The sequence below is a fragment of the Pseudomonas sp. NPDC088368 genome, assembly GCF_044753445.1.
Classification (GTDB): Bacteria; Pseudomonadota; Gammaproteobacteria; order Pseudomonadales; family Pseudomonadaceae; genus Aquipseudomonas; species Aquipseudomonas bambusae.
Window position 1 is genome coordinate 473,469 of record NZ_JBIVNG010000004.1, and the last position, 21,539, is coordinate 495,007.

General features: G+C 61.1%; 17 protein-coding genes. 13 read left to right on the forward strand and 4 right to left on the reverse strand.

The window, feature by feature from the left end; genetic code table 11:
* Positions 1 to 4: 4 nt before the first annotated feature.
* Together ACIQAL_RS11270 and rarD are read left to right on the forward strand one after the other, a co-directional pair.
* Entirely contained in the window at positions 5 to 1,186 is a 1,182-nt protein-coding gene (locus tag ACIQAL_RS11270) for a M24 family metallopeptidase (protein ID WP_401145212.1), read from the forward strand.
* A 109-nt stretch (positions 1,187 to 1,295) separates the two neighbouring features.
* Entirely contained in the window at positions 1,296 to 2,183 is an 888-nt protein-coding gene (rarD, locus tag ACIQAL_RS11275; protein WP_401145214.1) for an EamA family transporter RarD, read from the forward strand.
* A 12-nt stretch (positions 2,184 to 2,195) separates the two neighbouring features.
* On the opposite strand, the gene ACIQAL_RS11280 is transcribed toward rarD, so the two are convergent.
* Positions 2,196 to 3,116: a LysR family transcriptional regulator gene (locus tag ACIQAL_RS11280; protein ID WP_401145216.1), complete on the reverse strand. Its 921-nt coding sequence runs from the start codon at positions 3,114 to 3,116 to the stop codon at positions 2,196 to 2,198.
* Positions 3,117 to 3,321: 205 nt separating this feature from the next.
* Between ACIQAL_RS11280 and ACIQAL_RS11285 the strand changes: the two genes are divergently transcribed.
* The 6 genes from ACIQAL_RS11285 to ACIQAL_RS11310 all read left to right on the forward strand — a co-directional run bounded on the left by ACIQAL_RS11285 (position 3,322) and on the right by ACIQAL_RS11310 (position 11,671).
* Entirely contained in the window at positions 3,322 to 4,506 is a 1,185-nt protein-coding gene (locus ACIQAL_RS11285; RefSeq protein WP_401145218.1) for an efflux RND transporter periplasmic adaptor subunit, read from the forward strand.
* Positions 4,503 to 7,709 (forward strand): efflux RND transporter permease subunit, encoded by a 3,207-nt coding sequence (locus ACIQAL_RS11290; RefSeq protein ID WP_401145220.1) that lies wholly within the window; start codon positions 4,503 to 4,505, stop codon positions 7,707 to 7,709. Before ACIQAL_RS11285 ends, ACIQAL_RS11290 begins: the two co-directional genes overlap by 4 nt.
* A complete protein-coding gene (locus ACIQAL_RS11295; RefSeq protein WP_401145222.1) occupies positions 7,706 to 9,262 on the forward strand; it encodes an efflux transporter outer membrane subunit in 1,557 nt (518 codons plus the stop codon). The genes ACIQAL_RS11290 and ACIQAL_RS11295 overlap by 4 nt, the downstream gene beginning before the upstream one ends.
* Before the next feature lie 61 nt (positions 9,263 to 9,323).
* Positions 9,324 to 10,412, forward strand: coding sequence for an NADH:flavin oxidoreductase (locus tag ACIQAL_RS11300; protein ID WP_401145224.1), 1,089 nt, complete (start codon positions 9,324 to 9,326; stop codon positions 10,410 to 10,412).
* Between the two features lie 18 nt (positions 10,413 to 10,430).
* Positions 10,431 to 10,727, forward strand: coding sequence for a LysR family transcriptional regulator (locus ACIQAL_RS11305; protein WP_166598184.1), 297 nt, complete (start codon positions 10,431 to 10,433; stop codon positions 10,725 to 10,727).
* Complete coding sequence (locus ACIQAL_RS11310) at positions 10,724 to 11,671, forward strand: LysR family transcriptional regulator (protein ID WP_401145226.1); 948 nt, start codon at positions 10,724 to 10,726, stop codon at positions 11,669 to 11,671. The genes ACIQAL_RS11305 and ACIQAL_RS11310 overlap by 4 nt, the downstream gene beginning before the upstream one ends.
* 10 nt (positions 11,672 to 11,681) lie before the next feature.
* Here ACIQAL_RS11310 and yghU read toward each other — a convergent pair whose 3' ends face one another.
* Together yghU and ACIQAL_RS11320 are read right to left on the reverse strand one after the other, a co-directional pair.
* Complete coding sequence (gene yghU / locus ACIQAL_RS11315) at positions 11,682 to 12,551, reverse strand: glutathione-dependent disulfide-bond oxidoreductase (RefSeq protein ID WP_401145228.1); 870 nt, start codon at positions 12,549 to 12,551, stop codon at positions 11,682 to 11,684.
* Between the two features lie 199 nt (positions 12,552 to 12,750).
* Positions 12,751 to 13,770, reverse strand: a complete 1,020-nt coding sequence (locus tag ACIQAL_RS11320) for an SMP-30/gluconolactonase/LRE family protein (RefSeq protein ID WP_401145230.1) — start codon at positions 13,768 to 13,770, stop codon at positions 12,751 to 12,753.
* A 171-nt stretch (positions 13,771 to 13,941) separates the two neighbouring features.
* On the opposite strand from ACIQAL_RS11320, the gene ACIQAL_RS11325 reads away from it, so the two are divergent.
* Positions 13,942 to 14,865, forward strand: a complete 924-nt coding sequence (locus tag ACIQAL_RS11325; protein WP_401145232.1) for a LysR family transcriptional regulator — start codon at positions 13,942 to 13,944, stop codon at positions 14,863 to 14,865.
* Positions 14,866 to 14,934: 69 nt separating this feature from the next.
* Here the strand turns inward: ACIQAL_RS11325 and ACIQAL_RS11330 are convergent, their stop codons facing one another.
* Positions 14,935 to 15,921 (reverse strand): VOC family protein, encoded by a 987-nt coding sequence (locus ACIQAL_RS11330; RefSeq protein ID WP_341963379.1) that lies wholly within the window; start codon positions 15,919 to 15,921, stop codon positions 14,935 to 14,937.
* Positions 15,922 to 16,404: 483 nt separating this feature from the next.
* Here ACIQAL_RS11330 and ACIQAL_RS11335 point away from each other — a divergent pair, with 483 nt between their 5' ends.
* From ACIQAL_RS11335 to ACIQAL_RS11350, 4 genes are all read left to right on the forward strand, one after another.
* The gene (locus tag ACIQAL_RS11335; protein ID WP_401145234.1) at positions 16,405 to 17,538 is read left to right on the forward strand and encodes an FAD-dependent monooxygenase; all 1,134 of its coding nucleotides are present in this window, start codon (positions 16,405 to 16,407) and stop codon (positions 17,536 to 17,538) included.
* Between the two features lie 117 nt (positions 17,539 to 17,655).
* Positions 17,656 to 18,849 carry an alpha/beta hydrolase family protein gene (locus tag ACIQAL_RS11340; RefSeq protein WP_401145236.1) on the forward strand — a complete coding sequence of 398 codons (1,194 nt, stop codon included), beginning with the start codon at positions 17,656 to 17,658 and terminating at the stop codon, positions 18,847 to 18,849.
* A 3-nt stretch (positions 18,850 to 18,852) separates the two neighbouring features.
* Entirely contained in the window at positions 18,853 to 19,788 is a 936-nt protein-coding gene (locus tag ACIQAL_RS11345) for a 3-keto-5-aminohexanoate cleavage protein (protein WP_401145238.1), read from the forward strand.
* 91 nt (positions 19,789 to 19,879) lie between these two features.
* Positions 19,880 to 21,508, forward strand: a complete 1,629-nt coding sequence (locus ACIQAL_RS11350; RefSeq protein WP_401145240.1) for a DUF1302 domain-containing protein — start codon at positions 19,880 to 19,882, stop codon at positions 21,506 to 21,508.
* The last annotated feature ends 31 nt before the right edge of the window (positions 21,509 to 21,539 follow it).

Here is a 21,539-nt window from a genome sequence, read left to right on the forward strand (position 1 = left end):
GATCATGAGTGACCCGTTTTTCACAGACGCCGAATACGCGAGCCGTCTGCAAAAGGTGAAGCATCGAATGGCGGAGGCGTCCGTCGACCTGCTGTTGGTGGCGGATGCTAACAACATCTTCTGGCTGACCGGCGCGGCGGACTGGTCGTTCTACACGCCGCAGTTTGTGATCGTCAGTTTGCAGGACAGCAAGCCGGTCTGGATTGGCCGAGCCATGGACGCCCCCGGTGCCGCGTTGACCACCTGGATGGGCAACGACCACGTCATCGGTTACCCCGAAGATTACGTGATGCGCCGGGACATTCACCCCAGCGATTATATCGGTGAATTTGTCGCCAAACGCTGGCCGAGTGCGCGACGCATCGGTTACGAGTCCGACAGCTATTTCTTCTCGCCACGCTCGCTGAACAGCCTGATCGCCAAACTGCCGAACGGCGTGTTCGTGGACTGCGATCTGCTCGTCAACCGCGCACGGGTGGTGAAGAGCGAGACCGAGATTCAGTACCACCGCGAAGCGGCCACGATCGTTCAAGGCGCCATGCACGTCGCTCAGGACATGATCCAGCCGGGCGTACGCCAGTCCGACGTCATCGCGGAAATCTACAAAGCCCAGATCGCGCCCGACGCGCCGTTTGGCGGCGACATCACCGCCCTGTGCCCGATCATTCTGGCGGGCGAGAAAGCCTCTGCCGCGCACCCGGCCTGGACCGATGAGAAGTTCATCGACAACCAGACTGTGGCCATCGAACTGGCAGGCGCTCGCCGCCACTACACCACCGGTCTTGCGCGCACGCTGCACCTGGGATCGAACCCGCCTGACGAACTGACCCACACCGCTGCGGCGGTTGAGGAAGGCATGAGCGAAGTGCTGGCGATGGTCAAGACCGGGGTCAGTGGAGCAGACATTCACGCCAGTTGGCAGCAGGTGCTGAACCGCTACGGGCTGCGCAAGGACAGCCGCATCGGTTACTCGATCGGGATCGGCCTGCCACCGGATTGGGGCGAGCACGTCATCAGCCTGCGTCCGGGCGAGCACGAGCCGATCGAGACGAACACCACGCTGCACATCATCCTCGGCATGTGGATGAAGGGCTGGGGGATGGAAATGTCGGAAACCATTGTTGTTCAACCTCAGGGGTATGAGTGCCTGACGCAGTTTCCGCGCAGTGTGACTATCAAGCGTTGAAGAGGATGAGCGCCCTCGGGACGGCCGTGCGCTGATGAATTCGAAAAACGGCTGGCTGACCGGTATCCTCGTCAGCCGTTTTTCATAACAACGCCGGAAAGGACCACCGATGCAAACTGCCGTCAACCCGCGCAAAGGCTACCTGCTGGGCCTGAGCGCGTATTTCATGTGGGGCTTCATTCCGCTCTATTTCAAAGCGGTGCAAAGCGTGCCCGCTGTGGAAATCATCGTCCATCGCGTGCTGTGGTCGGCCCTGTTCGGCTCGGCGATGCTGCTGGTCTGGAAGCACCCCGGCTGGTGGCGCGAGTTGCTGCAAAATCCCCGGCGGCTGGGGATATTGGCAGTGAGCGGGTGCTTGATCGCGAGCAACTGGCTGGTCTATGTCTGGGCTGTAAACCATGGTCGGATGCTGGAAGCGAGCCTCGGTTATTACATCAATCCCTTGATCAACGTCTTGCTCGGCATGCTGCTGATGGGTGAGCGCCTGCGCCGATTGCAGTGGGTCGCGGTGGGCCTGGCGTCCATCGGCGTCGCGCAGCAGGTGTGGCAGGTGGGTAGCTTGCCGTGGGTGTCATTGGTTCTGGCGTTGACGTTTGGTTTCTATGGGCTGATACGCAAACGTGCCCCGGTGGCCGCGTTGCCGGGGCTGGTGGTCGAGACCTGGTTGCTGGTGCCGTTGGCTTTGGGATGGGTAGCGTTTCATGCGGACGCGGACAGTGTGCAGCCCGCGTTTCTGTTGAGTCACGAAGTCCTCTGGCTGGCAATGGCAGGGCTGATCACCTTGATTCCATTGCTGTGTTTCAACGCCGCCGCGCGGCATCTGCCGTATTCGACGCTGGGCTTTCTGCAATACCTCGCGCCAACGCTGGTGCTGATTCTGGCCGTGACGCTGTTCGGCGAGGTCCTGGCGCCCGCGACGCTGACGGCGTTCGTGTTCATCTGGCTGGGGCTGTTGGTGTACAGCGTGGATACGTGGAGGCAATTGCGTAAACGGTGAGCCTCTACTCCGTCACGCACTGACCTTCCAACTGCCTTCCGCCTCGCGCACAACGCCGCCGACCCAGTCCACGAACGCGCGGACGGTTGGCGACAGGTGGCGGTTCTTCGGGTAGAGCACCGAGAGCGGAACGGCGGGGGCAGGGCAGTTGGCCAAGACGTGTACCAGTCGTCCGCTGGCCAGGTGGTGACGCACCATGTAGCTCCCGGCCCGGATCAGCCCCAGCCCGCCCAAGGCACATTCGACATAGGCGTCGGTGTCGTTGACGATGAGGCGTTCCGGCATGCGGATGCAGCGCTCTTCGCCGTCCATCACGAAGTGCCACTCCAGCGACCGGGCCGTTCGGCTGGAGAGGTAACCCACGGCGTGATGGTCGGCCAGGTCTTCGAGCGTGTTTGGCGTGCCGTGCTCGGCGAGGTATTCCGGGGACGCGCAGACAATCCAGTCGAACGCGCCGATGCGCTTGGCCACCAGCGTCGGCGAGTCCTCGGGCGTGCCCGCCCGGATCACGCAATCGATCCCTTCCTGAATCAGTTCGACCGTGCGGTCCGCCATGGTCAGGGTGAGTTCGACGTCGGGAAAGCGCGCCTGGAAATCCTTGATCCGTGGCAGCACCACCAGCCGCGCCAGCGACAGCGTCATGTCCACCCGCAAGCGGCCTCGGGGCTTTCCGGCGGAACCGGGAAAGCTTGACTCGACCGCTTCGATGTCCGCCAGCAAGCGTCTGCATTGGTCGTAATACAGCGTGCCGTCCGGGGTCAGGCTGATGTGGCGAGTGGTCCTGCGCAACAGGCACACCCCGAGAAACGCCTCCAGTTCTTTCACTGAACGGGTGACCCGCGAAGGCGGCAGGGACAGGCTTTCGGCCGCGCGGGTGAAACTGTGCATTTCAACCACACGGGCGTAGATCTGCATCGATTGAATACGGTCCACACGCTCACTCCAGCTGGCAAAATTAATTGCAGTTGTAGCAATAAGCATGGCTTTTTTCGAGGATTAAAAAAGCTGATTCGCTTGATATCACTCGATTATCAGTGGTGGTTATTCCATTTAAGGCAATAAACATAGCCAAGTTTCGATCTAGATGGCTCTGAGGGACGGCCTCAGACTGCGGGTATTCAACTTTGGAATCACTCGCATGAATCCCCTCAAAAAACAGCACCTGTTGGCGGTAGCCGTGCTTGCAGCCATCGGCGCTGGCAGTGCTTTCTGGAAGCCCGGCGCGGAAGCTCAAGCCGAACCGGCCGCTCCATTGCCCGCCGTGAAATACAAATCCGCCCAATTGCGCTGGGTCTCGGATTCCCAGGACTTTACCGGGCGTCTGGAAGCCGTCGATGTGGTGGACGTGCGCCCGAAAGTGGCGGGCACGCTGCTGACGGTGCACTTCAAGGACGGCCAGTCGGTGCGCCAGAACGATTTGCTGTTCACCATCGACCCTGCGCCCTTCGAGACCCAAGTGCGCCAGGCCCAGGCCAATGTTGCAGGCGCCGAAGAGCGCCAGCGGCACGCGAACGTCGAGCAGGCGCGGGGCAAGCGTCTGCTGGAATCGAACGCCATCGCCCGCAGGGATTTCGACACGTTCGACAATGCGGCCCGTGAAGCGGCGGCGGCGCTGAAAGGCGCGCAGGCCGCCTTGGCACAGGCTCAACTGATGCTCAGTTACACCCAGGTCAGGTCGCCCATCGCAGGCCGTATTTCCCGCGCAGAAATCACCGTGGGCAACGTGGTCGCTGCGGGCGGCGACGCAGTGCCGCTGACCCGAATCGTCTCCGACGGCAAGCTCTACGCCTCCTTCAATGTGGACGAGCAGAGTTACCTGCGCCTTATCGCGCCGTCGTTGCGCGCGGGCACGCAACCGGTGGTCAAGGTCGGCCTGGCCAACGATGACGCGTTCCCGTATTCCGCCAGCATCGAATCCCTCGATAACCAGATGGACACCCGCTCGGGCACGGTGCGGGTGCGTGCGCGTCTGGAAAAAGTCAGCCCTGACATGCTCTCCGGTCTGCAAGCGCGGGTTCGGTTGCAAGGCGGTGCGCCGTACAAAGCGGTGATGGTCGATGAGACCGTCGTCGGCACCGATCAGGACCGCAAATACGTACTGGTGATCAATGCGCAGAACAAGGTCGAGCGACGCTTCGTGGAACTGGGCACCTTACAGGGGACCGACCGCGTGGTGCGCAGCGGCGTCGAGGCCAATGAGAAGGTGATCGTGGACGGCGCCTTCCGTGCCATGCCCGGTGCCGAAGTCTCGGCGGTCGCGGCGGACGCGAAGCCCGCCGCTCAGCCCGAATCGGCCAGCGCCGCCCTGGGAGGCCGGTCTTGAACGTCTCTAAGTTCTTCATCGACAGGCCGATCTTCGCCTGTGTGATCTCGGCGCTGATCCTGCTCGCGGGCATCGTCTCGGCGTTCAACATGCCCGTCTCGGAATACCCGCAAGTCATTCCGCCTTCGGTGGTGGTTCACGCGCAATACCCCGGTGCCAACGCCAAGACCATCGCCGAAACCGTCGCTGCGCCGCTGGAGCAATCCATCAACGGCGTGCAGGACATGCTGTACATGGATTCCAAGGCCAGCGGCGACGGCCATCTCTACCTGACCGTGACGTTCAAGCTGGGGACCGACCCGGACAAGGCGCAGCAGCTTGTGCAGACCCGCGTTTCCCAGGCTCAGGCGCGGTTGCCTGAAGACGTGCAGCGTCTGGGTGTCACGGCGATCAAGAACTCGCCGATCATCACCATCGCCGTGCACATGGTTTCGCCCAAGGGCACCTACGACAATAACTACGTCAGTAACTACGCCATCCTCCATGTGAAGGACCGTCTGGCGCGGATTGCCGGCGTGGGCGAAGTGTCGATCTGGGGCCCGGGCGGCTACGCCATGCGCGTGTGGCTGAACCCTGCGGCGCTCGCCGAGCGAGGGCTGAGCGCCAACGATGTGGCCGACGCCATTCGCCGCCAGAACATTCAGGCGGCGGTGGGCACCATTGGCAGCGCGCCGACGCCATCGACCACCGCGTACCAGCTCAACGTCAATGCGGACGGACGGCTCAAGACCCCCGACGAATTCAAAAGCATCGTCATCAAGTCCGATGCGCGCGGGGCGATCACCCGTCTGGGCGACGTCGCACGGGTCGAACTGGGGGCCGAGGACTACGGCATTCGCGCCACTCTGGACAACGCGCCTGCCGTGGCCGTGACCGTGCAGGAAGCGCCCGGCGCCAATTCGTTGCAGATTTCCCGCGACGTGCATCGGGCCATGCAGGAACTTGAAAAAGACTTCCCTCAGGACCTGATCTACCGCGTCGTTTACGAGCCGAGTCGCGCGGTGCAGAACGGCATCGATGCCGTGGTCGAGACGCTGTTGGAGTCGGTGGCTCTGGTGGTGCTGGTGGTGTTCCTGTTCCTGCAAACCTGGCGCGCGTCGATCATTCCGCTGCTCGCCGTGCCGATCTCGATTATCGGGACCTTCACCTTCCTGCTGTTGGCGGGTTACTCGATCAACACCCTGTCGCTGTTCGGCCTCGTGGTGGCCATCGGCATTGTGGTGGACGACGCCATCGTCGTGGTCGAAAACGTCGAGCGCAACATCGCCCGAGGGTTGAATCCCCGGGAGGCGACTTATCAGGCCATGCGTGAAGTCAGCGGACCGATCATCGCCATCGCCCTGACACTCTCTGCCGTGTTCCTGCCGCTGGCGTTTCTCAGTGGCTTGACCGGTGAGTTCTACAAGCAGTTTGCGGTCACCATCGCCATCTCGACGCTAATCTCGGCGGTGAACTCGCTGACCTTGTCGCCTGCGTTGTCGGCCATGCTTTTGAAGGGGCACGACGCCAAGCCGGATGCCGTGACCCGTGTGACCAATGCACTGTTCGGCCGGTTTTTCGGGCGCTTCAACCGTACCTTCGATCGCGCGTCGGAACGCTATGGCGGCGGCATCGGCGGGCTGGTGAAACACAAAGGCAGCTTGTTGGTGGTGTACGCCGCGTTGCTGGGCGCGACATGGTGGCTGACGGGCCACGTGCCGGGCGGTTTCGTGCCCGCTCAAGACAAGGAATACCTCGTCAGCCTGGCCCAATTGCCGGAAGGTTCGACGCTGGACCGCACCGAAGCGATCATGAACCGTATGAACGAAATGGCCCTCAAGCACCCGGCGGTCATGGGCACCTCGGCGTACAGCGGGTTGTCGATCAACGCCGTGACCAAAAGCTCCAGCACCGCGTTGAGTTTCGTTCTGCTCAAACCGTTCAAGGACCGCCAGGGCATCAGTGCCAATCAGGTGGCCGCCGACCTGGCCCGTGAGTTCAGCACCATCGGTAACGCGTTCACGGGAATTTTTCCGCCGCCACCGGTGTACGGACTGGGCACGCTGGGCGGTTTCAAATTGCAGATCGAAGACCGTGGCGACCTCGGTTACGAAGCGCTGTACACGGCCACGCAAGCGTTCATCAAAAAGGCTGCCGAAGCGCCGGAACTCGGCCCGTTGTTCAGCACCTACACCGTGAACGTGCCGCAGTTGAAGATCGACATCGACCGCGCCAAGGCCCAGCAACTTGGCGTGAGTACGCCGGTCCTGTTCGACACGCTGCAAGCGTTCCTGGGCTCGTATTACGTCAACGACTTCAACTTCCTGGGGCGCGTGTATCAGGTGCGGATGCAGGCGGACAGCCCGTTCCGTTCCAAGCCGGATGACATTGGCCAACTGCATGTGCGCAGCGATGGCGGGCAGATGATCCCCATCGCCTCGGTCGCCCGGATCAGCCAGACCTATGGCCCGGATCAGGTCGTGCGCTACAACGGTTTCACTGCGGCTGACGTGGGCGGCAGCCCGGCGCCAGGCTATTCCTCGGATCAGGCCATGGCCGCCATTCAACGCATTGCCGCCGAAACCCTCCCAGCGGGCATGAGCTACGAATGGACCGACCTGACCTACCAGCAAATCATCGCGGGCAACACGGCGATCTGGATTCTGCCGCTGTGCGTGTTGCTGGTGTTCTTCGTTCTGGCCGCGCAGTACGAGAGCCTGACCCTGCCGCTGGCGATCATTCTGATCATCCCGATGAGTCTTTTTTCGGCGCTGCTCGGCGTGTGGCTGACCCACGGTGACAACAACATCTTCACCCAGATCGGCCTGATCGTACTGGTCGGCCTGGCGTCAAAAAACGCCATCCTGATTGTCGAGTTTGCCCGTGAGCTGGAGATGGCTGGCAGGTCCACGGTCCAGGCCGTCATCGAGGCGTGCCGCTTGCGTCTGCGGCCGATTCTGATGACGTCGATGGCCTTCATCATGGGCGTGATTCCGTTGGTCATGTCGTCGGGCGCCGGTTCTGAAATGCGCCAGGCCATGGGCATCTCGGTGTTCTTCGGGATGATCGGCGTGACCTTCTTCGGGCTGTTCCTCACGCCGCTGTTCTACGTGGTGGTCCGCGCCCTCAGCGGTAACAAACCGTTGCACAGTGCGGCCCACCACGAAGCGCCCGCGCTCGTTTCCCATCATCACGATCAACCGCAGCCGGAGCGTCTGGCATGACTTATTCAATCCATGCAGGCGGGCGTTCGGCTCGTACGCCTCGGAATCTGCTCAGCCTGGCGATCGGGCTGGCGCTGCTGTCGGCCTGTTCGGTGACGCCTGTCGAGCAACGCCCTGACTTGCAGGTGCCTGCGCAGTTCGTCGAGGCCGGTCAGTCATCCGCCACGCCGCTGACGCCGTCGGAAACCCCCGGTCGCTGGCAACCCGCCGCGCCCGCGGATGCCCAAAAGCCGTCGCCCTGGTGGACCATCATGGGCGACCCTGTCCTTGAACGATTGGAAGCGCAGGCTCTGGCGGCCAACCCGGACGTCAGCATCGCGATGGCCCGACTCAAACAGGCGCGTGCGTTGACGGCGCGCAGTGAGTCGGCGCGTTTCCCTGACGTTGACGCAGGCTTCGGTCCCACCCGCCAGCGCACCTCGGGTGCTGCGGACGGGCGCGGCGATGGTGAACCGGGCACCGCGCAAACCCTTTGGCGCGCCCAGGCCACAGTGGCCTATGAGGTCGATCTGTTTGGCCGCGTTTCCGCCAGCATCGCAGCGGCTGAGGCGGACGCCTCCCGGCAACAGGCCTTGGCGGACCAGATGCTGTTGCTGATTCAGGCCGATGTCGCCCGCACCTATTTCAGCCTGCGCCAACTGGAGGGTGAACGCCTGTTGCTGGAGGAAACGGTGACGCTGCGCGACAACACCGCGAAGCTGCTGGTGCGACGGCTCGACAACGGCGCCGTGGCGAATTATGTGGTCGACCAGGCGCAAACCGAGCTGTATTCCGCCCGGGCCGAGCAACTGGCGGTCGAGCAGCAATACGCGTTGACGGCCCATGCGCTGGCCACCTTGCTGGGTCAGGCACCGTCAGCGTTTTCGGTGGAAGGGAAACCGCTGAACCCGATCACCGTTCAACTGCCGCCGGGCCTGCCTTCGACGTTGCTGGAGCGTCGCCCTGACATCGCCGCTGCCGAGCGCGCCATGGCCGCCGAGAACGCTCGGATCGGCGTGGCAAAAGCGGCTTTTTTCCCGTCGTTGTCGCTGACCGGCGCGCTGGGCTACGAGTCCACGGACCTCGGCAATCTGACGAATTGGTCGCAGCGCACCTTTCTGTTGGGGCCGCTGGTGGGCACGGCGTTGAACCTGCCGATCTTCGACGGCGGGCGGCGCAAGGCCGACATGGCCCGCGCCCGCGCGGTTTACGAGGAACGGGTGGGCGAGTACCGCAAGACCGTGTTGCAGGCGTTCCGCGAAGTCGAGGATGCCCTCGTTTCCATGCGCACGCTGGACGCGCGAATCGTTCATCAACAGGGTGCGCAAGAGGCCTCGTCCCGTGTAGCCCGTTCGGCCAAGTCCCGTTTCGACGAAGGTGACGTGGACTACCTGGTCGTGGTCGATGCCGAGCGAACGTTGCTGCGTAACCGGCAATTGTTGATCCAGTCCGAAGGGGCGCGGGCGCGAGCGACGGTGGACCTGGTGCGCGCCCTCGGCGGCGGCTGGCAGGCCGATGAGCGCCAGCAGGCGGGTGGGGTCGTCGATTCGCAGCAACAGGATCGTCGGGGTTGATTCAGCGTCAGCCCCGGTGGCTGACGCTCGTTCGAACGTTGTGTGATGGGAGATTGGTGTTATGTCCGTTTCAGATTTATTCAAACCGCTGGCGCTGCTTCACGGCCCGGCGATGCGCAACCGCTTCATGCTGGCGCCACTGACCAACCAGCAAAGCGAACACGACGGCACGGCCACTGAGTTCGATCAGCAGTGGATGGAACAGATCGGCCAAGGGGGTTACGGTCTGGTCCAGACCTGTGCCACCTACGTGGAAGCCAGCGGCATTGGTTTCGAACGGCAGTTGGGGATCAACTGCGACGCACAGCTGGAAGGCCTGACCAAAATGGCCCGCGCGATCCGCGAAGGCGGCGGGTTGTCGGCGGTGCAGCTGCACCACGCCGGGCATCGCGCCAATCCGCTGATTGGCGGCATTCCGGCGCCTGCGTCCAATTACACGGTGCCGGGAGTCCGGGCGTTGACCACCGAGCAAGTCGAGCGCATCCGCGACAGCTTCATCGCCGGTGCGGTGAGGGCAGAAACGGCCGGCTTCGACGGCGTGGCGATACACGGCGCCTTTGGCTGGATTCTGTCGGAGTTCATGTCGCCGCTGTACAACGACCGCACGGACCAATACGGCGGCAGCGTCGAGAACCGCGCCCGTCTGACGATTGAAGTCATGGAGGGCATTCGTCGAGCGTGCGGCCCCGATTTCCAGATTGGCTGGCGCCTGTCCGTCGAACGATACGGGCTGTTGCTGGATGAGCTGCGGGACATCACCGCCGACATCCTTCGCCGGGAACTGATCGACTACCTCGACCTGGCCCTGTGGGATTCCGCGCAGATCGTCCAGGAGGGCACGTTCAAGGGGCAGAACATGCTGAGCGTGTTCACGGAACTGCCCCGCGACGGGGTGCGAGTAGGGGCGGCGGGGAAAATCATGACAGCCCAACGCGCAGGGGAGTTGATGGATCAAGGCTGTGATTTCGTGTTGATCGGCTGCGCCAGCATTCTCCAGCGGGATTTTCCGCGTCAAGTCTGGGAAAACCCGGCCTATGAAAGCCCGAAACTGCCCGTGCCTGCGCAGTATTTGCGTGACGGCGGATTGAGCGAGCGTTTCATCAATCACATGCGCGGCTGGCAGAGCTTCGTCATCCGGGGAAGCCTGTGAGAGTGCAGAGGGCGCCCCATGCCGATTGACGGCCAGCACTTCCAGAAATTCGACCTCAATTCGCTGGTGACCTTCCTGATGGTGTATCAGGAAGGGGGCGTGTCGAAGGCGGCCCATGTCTTGAACGTGACGCAGCCAGCGGTCAGCAATGTGCTCAGCAAGTTGCGAAAGCGCTTTGACGATCCGCTGTTCGTGCCGTGCGGGCGTCACGTGCGGCCCACCACGAAGGCTGAGCGGATTGCGCAGACGCTCGCCCCGGCGCTGGTGATCGTGCAGACGATCATCGCCGAGAGTGCTGAGGAGGAACGGCCGTGATCAACAAATTGCTGACGATGGAAGTCTTCGTTCAGGTCGTGGACACCGGAGGATTCACCCGCGCCTCCGACACCCTGAAGTTGCCCAAGGCGACGGTGACAACCCTCATCCAGTCCCTGGAAACGTCGCTGTCGGTCAAGCTGCTCAACCGGACGACCCGCCACGTCAGCGTCACCGCCGAGGGCGCATCGTTCTACGAGCGCTGTTTGCGCATTCTGTCGGAGGTGCGTGACGCCGAAGACGCCGTTTCCCTTCACAGGCTCAGCCCCTCGGGGCGCTTGCGGGCCGACGTACCCACGGGCCTGGCCAGCGAAGTGATCATTCCGGCGCTGCCGGATTTTTTCGAACGCTACCCCGACATTCGCTTGGAGCTCGGGTGCAGCGACCGGCCTGTGGACCTTTTGGAGGAAGGCGTGGACTGCGCCATTCGTGGCGGTCGTCAGCTCGCGGATTCTCGCTTGATCGCCCGCAGTGTCGGCACGATGCATTACGCCACCTGCGCTTCGCCCGCGTACCTTGAGCGCCACGGACGTCCGCTGCACCCCAACGACCTGGCCCATCACCGCTGCGTCAATTATTTCTCCGCACGCACCGGCAAGACGTTCGACTGGTATTTCACGCGAGCGGAAGAGCGCGTGCAGGTGGCCCTGTCCAGCCACATCGCCTTGAGCGACAGCTATGCCTACACCGCCGCTGGCCTCTCAGGTCTGGGCATCGTGCAAATGGCCGATTTTTTGATGGCCCCTTGGGTGAGAGATGGGCGATTGGTGACGGTGCTGGATGACTGGGCCAACGAGCCGCTGCCGGTCTACGCGGTGTACCCCGAAAATCGCCATCTCTCGACCAAAGTGCGGGTGTTCGTCGACTGGATCGCCGAACTGTTCGCCAACACCGGCACCTTGCGTCGGGAGCCGTCAACGGTTGCAGGACATCGTACCCGCTGAAGCGCTTTGCCTATTTCAGCAAGGCATCGAAATCGGTGGTGTCGTGGCGCTCGCGCAGGGACGTTCCCGGCGCGCCGGACGTGCGATTGACGAGGCGGCCGCGGGCTACGGCAGGCCGTGCGGCAATGGCGTGATACCAGCGCATCAGGTGGGTGTATTCCTCGACCGCGAGAAAGGCGTGGGTGCCGTAGACCCCGAACAGACTGCCCGGATGCCAGGGCCACACGGCCATGTCGGCGATGGTGTATTGATCCCCCGCCAGGTATTCGTGGGAGGCGAGGTGGGTGTCCAGCACATGCAACTGACGCTTGGTTTCCATGGCGTAACGGTCGATGGCGTATTCGATCTTGATCGGCGCATAGGCATAGAAATGCCCCAGGCCGCCGCCCACGAATGGCGCCGTGCTCATCTGCCACATCAGCCAGTTGAAGGTCTCGGAACGTGCACGTGGCTCGGTCGGCAGAAAGGCGCCGAAGCGTTCTGCGAGGTACACCATGATGGAACCGCTTTCGAAGACCGGCAGGGCAGGGTTCATCGAGTGATCCACCAACGCCGGAATTTTCGAATTGGGGTTGATGCCGACGAAACCACTGCCGAACTGGTCGCCCTTGAAAATGTCGATCAGCCACGCGTCGTACTCGGCGCCTTCGTGTCCGAGGGCGAGCAATTCTTCCAGCAGAATCGTCACTTTCTGGCCGTTGGGCGTGCCTTGGGAATACAGCTGAAGCGGGTGCATGCCCACCGGCAGCGCTTGTTCGAAGCGTGCGCCCGAGTCGGCGCGGTTGATGCTTGCGAATTGGCCGCCGTACGCCGTTTTCGGCTGCCACACGGCGTCAGGCAGGTACCCGGCGGGCTGATTGTCTTGCGCGTTATCGGTCATGGTTCACTCCGTGAAATCCCGAAGGAAGGGAGGTCTGGAAAAAGGGAAAGCGAGGGCCGTTCAACAGGGCTGAGCGGCATGAGGAAACTCTATCGAGTCGGGAAAAACCCATATACGGGCAGAGGACGAAATGAGTGTTCAGGGGACTGAACAATCCCGTCGTTGCGACGGGATTGGCCGGGCTTGAGAGGGCAGGCGACTACCAGTGAACCATCGGCAAGCCCGCCACCGGGGATTTGAAATACGGAATGCGGTCGCCCCGCAGGGTGCCGATGTACACGGTGGACAGGTCGGCGCCGCCAAAGGTGATGCTGGTGAACCAGGGCGCGATGGTGCCGCCGCACGCCAACATCAAGTCTGCGGTGGCCTTGTCTTCTGCGAACGCGGCGAGCAGGGCCTTGCCTTCGGCACTGCCGTTGTCGTCGTCGAGGATGATCTTCATGTCACCCTGGGGCGTGATCGCGAACACCCGGTCCAGCATGATGTGCGTTCCCCACAGGTTGCCGAAGGCGTCGAAGGTGATGCCGTCGATGAAGCCGTTGTGGTTCGAGGGGCCGAACACTTCGCGATCCACCAGGGACCCGTCATCGAGCACGCGCAATCGGGTCACGCGCATGCCACAGGTTTCGGCGACGTACAGCCATTCCTCGTTGGCATCGAGCCTGATTTCGTTGGTGAAGTGAAACCCTTCGGCCACGACCCGCAGCACGCCGTGCTGGTACAGCGCAATGTAGCCGTCTGAAATGGTGGGGCTCATGGCCGTCATCCAGTTCACCGTTCGGGTGGAAATCGTCATCCAGATGCGGTCTTTGCTGTCCCGCAGCACGAAGTTGACCTTGCCGATAGGAAGGCCATCGATCGTGTCGGCCATGACGCTGAAATCCCCCTGACGGCTCATCAACTCCAACCGGTCCGTGCCAAAGTTGGAAATGATGATGTCGCCATTGCGGGCGAACGCCAGGCCGTTGGGCAAACTGCCGGTGGTCAGTCGAGAGGCCTCTTCGGAGGGGTTTGACACCGTGGCGCTCGTCGTTTGTTTGGGAAGAATCAACTGCTGGCTGCCGTCGGGCTGAATGTGCACCACGCCACCCCGTGCGTCCGCTGTCCATAAAGAACCGTCGCGCTCGGCCAGAATGCATTCCGGGCGCTGTAACTTATGACCGATGTAATGAAGATCGTCAGTGGTGACGATAAAAGAATCTATTGGATTGCCAGGCATCGAACAATACCCCTGTTTATTATCATTGTGAGTGATGAAAGTTGTCGGTAACCGACCGCCAGGATTGAAAAATCCCAGTGGGAAGGGTAGGCTTCCGACCGTGTATTGAGGAATGGATTAGATCAATACCACCCGTGGACCGTATAAATATAAGAACAGAGGAGAGGGGCGATGAGGTTTAACCGCTTGGACTTAAACCAGTTGGTCGCGCTCGACGCCTTGTTGCGGGAAAAAAGTGTATCGAAAGCGGCAGAGCGGATTTATCTGAGCCAGTCCGCCATGAGCAATTCGCTGACCCGACTCAGAGAGTATTTTCAAGACGAACTGTTGGTGCCTACGGGCAGAAAGATGGTCATTACATCACTCGGTGAACGCCTGGCGCCGGAAGTTAAGTCCATTCTAATCAGCATTCAAAAAGTCACGCAGATCCGGGAAACGTTCGATATTTCAGAGGTCGATGCCGAGGTGTCGATCATCGTGTCCGACTACGTCAGCAGCGTGTTCATGCCGGCCGTGGTGCGGGCTGTGGCGTTGGAAGCCCCCAACGTCAGGATTCGCATGTCGATCCTGAACGGCTCCTATCTGGACCGCCTCGACCGGGGCGAAGTGGATTTCGTCATTGCCCCGGAGAACTTTACCCATCCCGCCCATCCCACCGAGTTTCTGTTCCAGGACCGTTTTTGTTGCGTGGCGTGGGACCAGAACGCTGCCATCAAAGCAGGCGTGAAGTTCGAGGATTATCAAAAGCTGGGTCACGTGGTGACGCAAATCGAAGAGGGGCGTACGGCGTTGTTCGAAGACTGGTTCCTCGCCAAGTATGGAAAGGTCAGACGAATAGAAGTGATTTGTCTGTACTTCAGTTTATTGCCGAGTCTGGTCGTGGGCACGAACCGTATTGCCACGGTGCATCATGAGTTGGCGAAGTTGTATCAGTCGACATTTCCCATCGCGATACACGAACTTCCGGTCGAGATGCCCATCTTCAGAGAGTACATTCAATACCACAAATCCTTTGGCTCTGATCAGGTCTCCTTGTGGTTTCGCGACTTGTTGCATCGCGTCGCCGCGCAAATGAACAGTGGCGTCAAACAATAACTCAGCGATACCGATTCATCTGCGCCCGTCTTGTTGTTTATGCAAGACGGGCGATTCAAACGCCGTCAGTTACTTGCTCTTGACGGTGGGCACGCTGCCTTCCAGGTATTTGACGACCCATCCCGGTTCTTCTTTCAGGAACGGTGGGATGTTGTGCACGTAATGCGCGAAGCCGAACGTCGGTTCCTCCCAGTCGCGGGGTATCCAGTTATCGTCGACGTAATCGGCGTCTGCGCCATATTCGGCTTCTCCACCGGCCGGGCAGGGCACGTAATAAAACAGCCCGGAATCGATGCGGTGGCGACCCAACCCGAAATGGGATTTTTCCCAGCCCTTACGCTCCATGTAATTGGCGCCGACCATCAGTTCGTCAATGTCCTCGACGCCGAAGTTGGCGTGATGAAAACGCACTTCCCCGACATTGCCACCGAAGGGCAGATTGGCGTTCAGGAAGAAGATGTTGTGGTGGTTGTTGGCCCCGTCCGCGCGCGCATAAATGCCGAAAGTGCGTTGGTGGTCCGACAGCCTGAACCCCAGCCGTTCCTTCATGAAGGCGAATGTCTTTTCGTAGTCCTGAACCGCGAACACCACGTGCTGGATCACCTTGGGGCGTGCCCGCAGACGCCACTTGCGGTGCTGATTGAGCCGATTGATCCGGCCGGGCGAGTTCAGCGCATCGGGGGCCGTCAGTACGGTTTTCCGGGAGTAGACCCGAAGCGCCATCGCCAACCCGCAATCGGTCTGGAAATGCACAGTGCCGTCTGCATCGAACGTGAGGTCCCGGTCACGCCCCAACTGCTGCGCCAACGCCTCCAGCGACGCCTGTGAGTCCACGCCCCAAATGGTTTCGAGCACGCCGCTGCCAATCACACTGGACGCGGGCAGCGTCGGGTCGCCCAGCAGTCGAAGGACCACATGGGAACCTTCTTCCAGCCGGAAGAGGCTGGAGTCGGTGTCCTGATGAATGAGCGGCAGGCCGAAGTCTTCAAAGAAGCGGGTTGATTCGCTCAAATCCTCGACGCCATAGACCAGACTTTCTATTCCGATAATTGCCATTGAATCACCCTCTGAGTGTCGTTTTTATTGTGTTCGGGGCGGCCGGACGTTGAACCTGAACGTTCACGGAAACGGGTACTTGCCCGGCATTCGCGCTTGGCGGACGAACCTACGCTCAGGGCTAAACGATGAGGAGTGGATTGGATAAATACCTGCCATTCACCCGGCAAATAGCTGATGAAACGGCGGCCATTGATGACGCATCCACGGGACTGGCGAGAAGCGTGAAGAAACATTCACGGGGTCAATACGAAGCATTTATACAAGCCATTTATCAGGGGCCGGGCAGCCCGATAGATTGGGCTCACAAATACAAAAAACCGATGGGCCAATCATCACCGGCTTATCCTGACGTCGGAGCCAGACCTCATGTTTCTACACCCTGATTCGTTGCCCTCAGTTTCTGAAATGCCCCCTGAAATCGACCTTCACTGGCTGTCAGTGACTCTTCAGCCTGTTGTTGCCGATTAAAAGGATTCAGTCATGGGATGCGTTAATAAAGTTCTGATCGTGGGCGGTGGAATCGGTGGTCTCGCAGCGGCCATCGCGATGCGCCAAAAAGGCATCGAAGTGGACCTGGTCGAGATCAAGACCGAGTGGACCGTTTACGGCGTGGGGATCATCCAGCCGTCCAATGCCCTGCGTGCGTTGTCGAAAATCGGCCTGGCCCAGCGCTGCATCGACAACGGATGGCCGTTCGAAGGCTGGCAGCTCTTCACGCAAGAAGGTGAGTTGCTCCACTCTGTGCCGACACCCCGCGCTGAAGGCGCCGACTGCCCGCCGAACAACGGGATCACCCGGCCCATCCTCCACGACATGCTGTCGCAGACGGCCATCGAGCACGGTGTCCGCGTCGAGTTGGGGACTTCCGTGGAGGCGATCACGCAAACGGCGGATTCCGCCCACGTAACCTTCACCGATGGGCGCCAGGCTCACTACGACCTGGTGGTCGGCGCCGATGGCGTGTATTCGAAAGTTCGCGATCTGATGTTCGGTCGCACCGAGCTCAAGTTCGTCGGGCAGGCAGTGTGGCGCTTCATCACCGAACGTCCCAAGGACATGCGCTGGGGCGGGATTTATTACGGGCATCGCAACAAGGTCGGGCTGGTTCCTCTCAGCGAAGAGTTGATGTACCTGTTCCTGGTCACCGCCGAGCCGGGCAATCCGCGCAAGCCGCTGGATCAACTGCACACCCTGTTGGGCGAACACTTGGAGGATTATTCCGGCCTGATCGCTGAGCTGGCCCAGCGTGTGACCGATCCGGCCCAGGTCGTCTACAAGCCGATCGAAGAGCTGTTCGTCGAAGGCTCCTGGCATCGTGGTCGCGTCGTGTTGTTGGGTGACGCGGCCCACGCGTCCAGCCCGCACCTGGCAGCGGGCGCCGCGATGGCGCTGGAAGATGCGGTGTTATTGGGCGACCTGCTCGACGAACATCAAGGCCTTGAAAGCGCCTTGAGCGCTTACGACGTCCGGCGTCAGCCTCGTTGCCGCAACGTCACCGACGCGTGTGGAAAATTGATCGAAGCCGAACTTCGGCAATGGGCCGGTCAGGCGCCGACCCATGACGCAGGCCAAGTGTTCGGCGAAGCGCTGAGAGACCTCGCGCGCCCGTTTTAAGTTCGCATCAGGGGCACTGTGATCGTTGCACTTCCCGTGTCGCGTATTGATCGCGGCGCGCGGACCTGTGCGCATCCATGACCGTGCCCACTATTCAGATTGGCTGGAGTTGTCGACATGCTTGAATACTTTCCAACGAACTATGTATGGAACCTGGCGACCAATATTTCGTTAAACACCGGTGGCCATTTCGGTGAAGTGCACGCTATTTGTCAGTCGCTCATCGACGTGTCGAAACGGGGCGATGACGAAGGCAGCCTGGCGTTTTACGAAGCCTGGAGCGCTCGCGCCAACACGTTGATCGAGTTGGCACAAGAAGACGTGGCGGCGGGGCACTTATTGAGCGCGGGCACTAAATACGGTCGCGCCTCCAACTATTACCTCACGGCTGAACGCATGTTGTCGCAGGAATTCCCGCAGCGTGAGACCGCGTACAAAAAGAGCATTGAGTGTTTTGAAAAGTTCGTGCACTTGAGCCAGGAAAACTGCGAAATCATCGAAGTGCCCTATAACGGCAGTTACTTGCCCGCGCTGTTCGTCAAAGCGGAAGGTGTGAACGGCAAGCCTGCGCCGGTGATGGCGCTGTTCAACGGCCTCGACAGTTTCAAAGAGATGATTTACGGCTCGGGGCTCGCCCAGCAACTGGCTCGTCGCGGCATCTCCAGCATCATCGTGGACCAACCGGGAGCAGGGGGCGCCATTCGCCTGCACGGCCACACCGCTGTCATTGAAAGCGAGCTGTGGGCTGGCGCGGTCGTCGATTATCTCGAAACCCGCAGCGACATCGATCCAACCCTGATCGGCATCTCGGCCTGGTCCCTCGGCGGCTACTACGCCCCTCGTGCGGCAGCATTCGAAAAACGCTTCACGTTGTGCGTCGCCTGGGGCGCCAATCACAACTGGGGCGAAGTCCAGAAACAGCGTCAGGCCCGTGAAGGCGCGAACCCGGTGCCTCATTACTGGGAACACGTGCAATGGGTCTGGGGCGAAAACAGCATGGACGCGTTCATGGCCATGGCCCCTCGGGTGACCCTCAATGGCGTGGTGGACAAGATCACCGTGCCGTTCCTGGTGTTGCACGGCAGCAACGACCGCCAGATCAACGTGAAGTACGCCCACCAGTCCTACGAGCAAGCGGTCAACAGCCCACGGCGCGAACTGAAGATTTTCACCGAGCGCGAAGGCGGGGTAGAACATTGCGGTGCGGACAACATGTCCAACGCCCGGGATTACCTCGTGGACTGGGTCAGAGACGTGTTCAACGACCTGACGGCTCAGCGCACGCCAGCGCTTCAAGCGAAGGTCGGGTAATCGATGAAAAACATCAAAGGCAAAGTGGTCATCACCTGCGCCGTGACGGGCGGCGTCCACACGCCGAGCATGTCGCCGCATTTGCCGGTAACGGCGCAACAGATCGCAGACGCGGCGATCGGTGCCGTGCAGGCGGGCGCGTCCATCGTGCACTTGCATGCCCGTGATCCGTTGACCGGGCGCCCGAGTCAGGACCCGGCGCTGTTCCGCGAATTCGTCGGCACGATCAAGGCGCAATGCGATGGCATCATCAACATCACCACCGGCGGCGCGCCGACCATGGGTGTCGACGAACGTCTGCAACCCGCGTTGCAGCTGGCGCCGGAGCTGGCGTCGCTGAACATGGGCTCCATGAACTTCGCGCTGTTTCCGATGCTAAATCGCTACAAGGATTTCCAGCACGACTGGGAAGCGAAGTACCTGGAAAGCACGCGGGACACGGTGTTCCGCAACACCTTCAAGGACATCGAAAACATCCTGCGTGCCTGTTCGGACCAAGGCACGCGCTTCGAATTCGAGTGCTACGACACGTCCCATCTCTACAACCTGGCGCACTTCCTGGACCGCAAGCTGGTGACCCCGCCGCTGTTCGTGCAGACGGTATTCGGGATTCTCGGCGGCATCGGCCCGCATCCAGACGATGTGGCGCACATGAAGCGCACGGCGGATCGGCTGTTCGGTGACGACTTCGTGTGGTCGGTGCTGGGGGCTGGTCGTGCACAGATGCCCACCGCTGCCATTTCGGCGGCCAACGGCGGGAACGTCCGGGTCGGTCTCGAAGATTCGCTGTGGGACCGGCAGGGCCAATTGGCCCGGGAAAACGCGGACCAGGTGCGCCGGGTGCGCAAGATCATCGAAGGCCTGGCCCTCGACGTTGCCACCCCGGAGGAGGCCCGGCAGTTGCTCGCCCTCAAGGGTGCTAACCACGTGAATTTCTGACGCTCACGAACCGGAGCGTTTGAAGCGGCATTGAAACCCTGTAGTGCACCACGACGTAGTTCAGACAACTAAAATAAAAACGGTATCTGCCATGCACCTCATTTATAAGCGTCTTGCCCGTCCGACACAGATGACGTTGCTGTTCGGCACGTTCTCCATCATGGCCCCGTTTGCCTCGGGATTCGAATTCAAGTTCGAAGACACGGGCGTCAAAGGCTATTGGGACAACACCCTCAAGTACAGCACGGCGTACCGGCTGCACGACCAGGATCGCTCATTGACGTCCGATGCCAACGCCGATGACGGCGACCGCAACTTCGACAAGGGCATCACCTCCAACCGGGTCGACCTGTTCACCGAGTTGGGGATGAGCTATCAGGGCTTCGGATTTCGCACGACGGGCGCCGCCTGGTACGACAGCGTTTATAACGGGCGCAACGACAACTCATCCAATACCGTCAACCACCTGGGCAGAAATGACGGGTTTGACGACGAGACCGAAAAGCTCGCGGGTCGCAAGGCCGAGCTGCTCGACGCGTTTGTCTACGGCAGCACCGATATCGGCGGGCATAACACCTCGTTCCGGTTGGGCAAGCACACGTTGTTGTGGGGGCAGAGCTTGCTGTTCCCCACCAACGGCATCGCCTACGGCCAGGCGCCTATCGATGTGTCCAAAGCGTTGTCGGTGCCCAACACTCGGGCCGCTGAGCTGTTCATGCCGGTCAACCAGTTGTCGATGCAATTCCAGTTCAACGACAGCATGAGCATGGCGGCGTTTTACCAACTGGATTGGGAGCGCACACGCCTGGCGCCCTCGGGCAGTTTCTTCAGCACCGCCGACATCGTCGGCGACGGCAACAAGCGGATCATCGTGGGGCAAAACCCGGTGATCGGCGACGCGGACGGCAACATCTCGCTCTATCGCGGCAAAAGTCGCGACGCCAGCAAGTCCGGCCAGTTTGGCGTCGCGCTGAACTTCAACCCCGGTCAAGGCGCAACGGAGTACAGCCTGTTCGCCTTGCGCTTCAATAACCGTCTTCCGCAAATCTATGCCTATCAAGGCAAGAATTTCGGGGCCAACCCTGGCCAGGTGGGTGAGTTCGCCGAGGTGTATTCCGAAGGCGTGAAAATGCTCGGTGCCAGTTTCAGCACCAGCGTCGGTGAAGCGAACTTTGCCGGTGAAATGTCGACGCGCTACGACATGCCGCTGCGCAAGTTGGGGCCGGTGTTCGTCGACGTTGACGATGATAGCCGCGACCGGCATGCACTGGGTCGAACCGCCCATGCCCAGTTGTCGACCATCTACCTGGTGCCGCGCACGCCCCTGTGGGAGTCCGCCAGCCTGATCGGTGAAGTGGCGTGGCACCGGTTGCTGGCCGTGACCAAAAACCGCGAACAGTTCGATGCCAAGGACTTCACCGACAGTGCCACCGGCGTGCGCTTCGTTCTGGAGCCCAGCTATTACCAGGCGGCACCGGGACTGGATCTGTTCGTGCCTGTCGGCATGGGCTACACCCACGGCAAATCCCCGACCGACGCGGCCTTCAACAACTACAACGCCGACGGTGGCGGCGACATGAGCATCGGCCTGCGCGGCGTCTACGACGGCGTCTGGAACGGCCTGCTCAACTTCACCCATTACTACGGCAGCTCCAACAGTGCCGACAATGCCTACGGGGACCGGGACTTCATTTCGTTCTCCATTCAGCGGGCGTTCTAAATCCAGAATGATAAGAACCGAGGATTTTTCC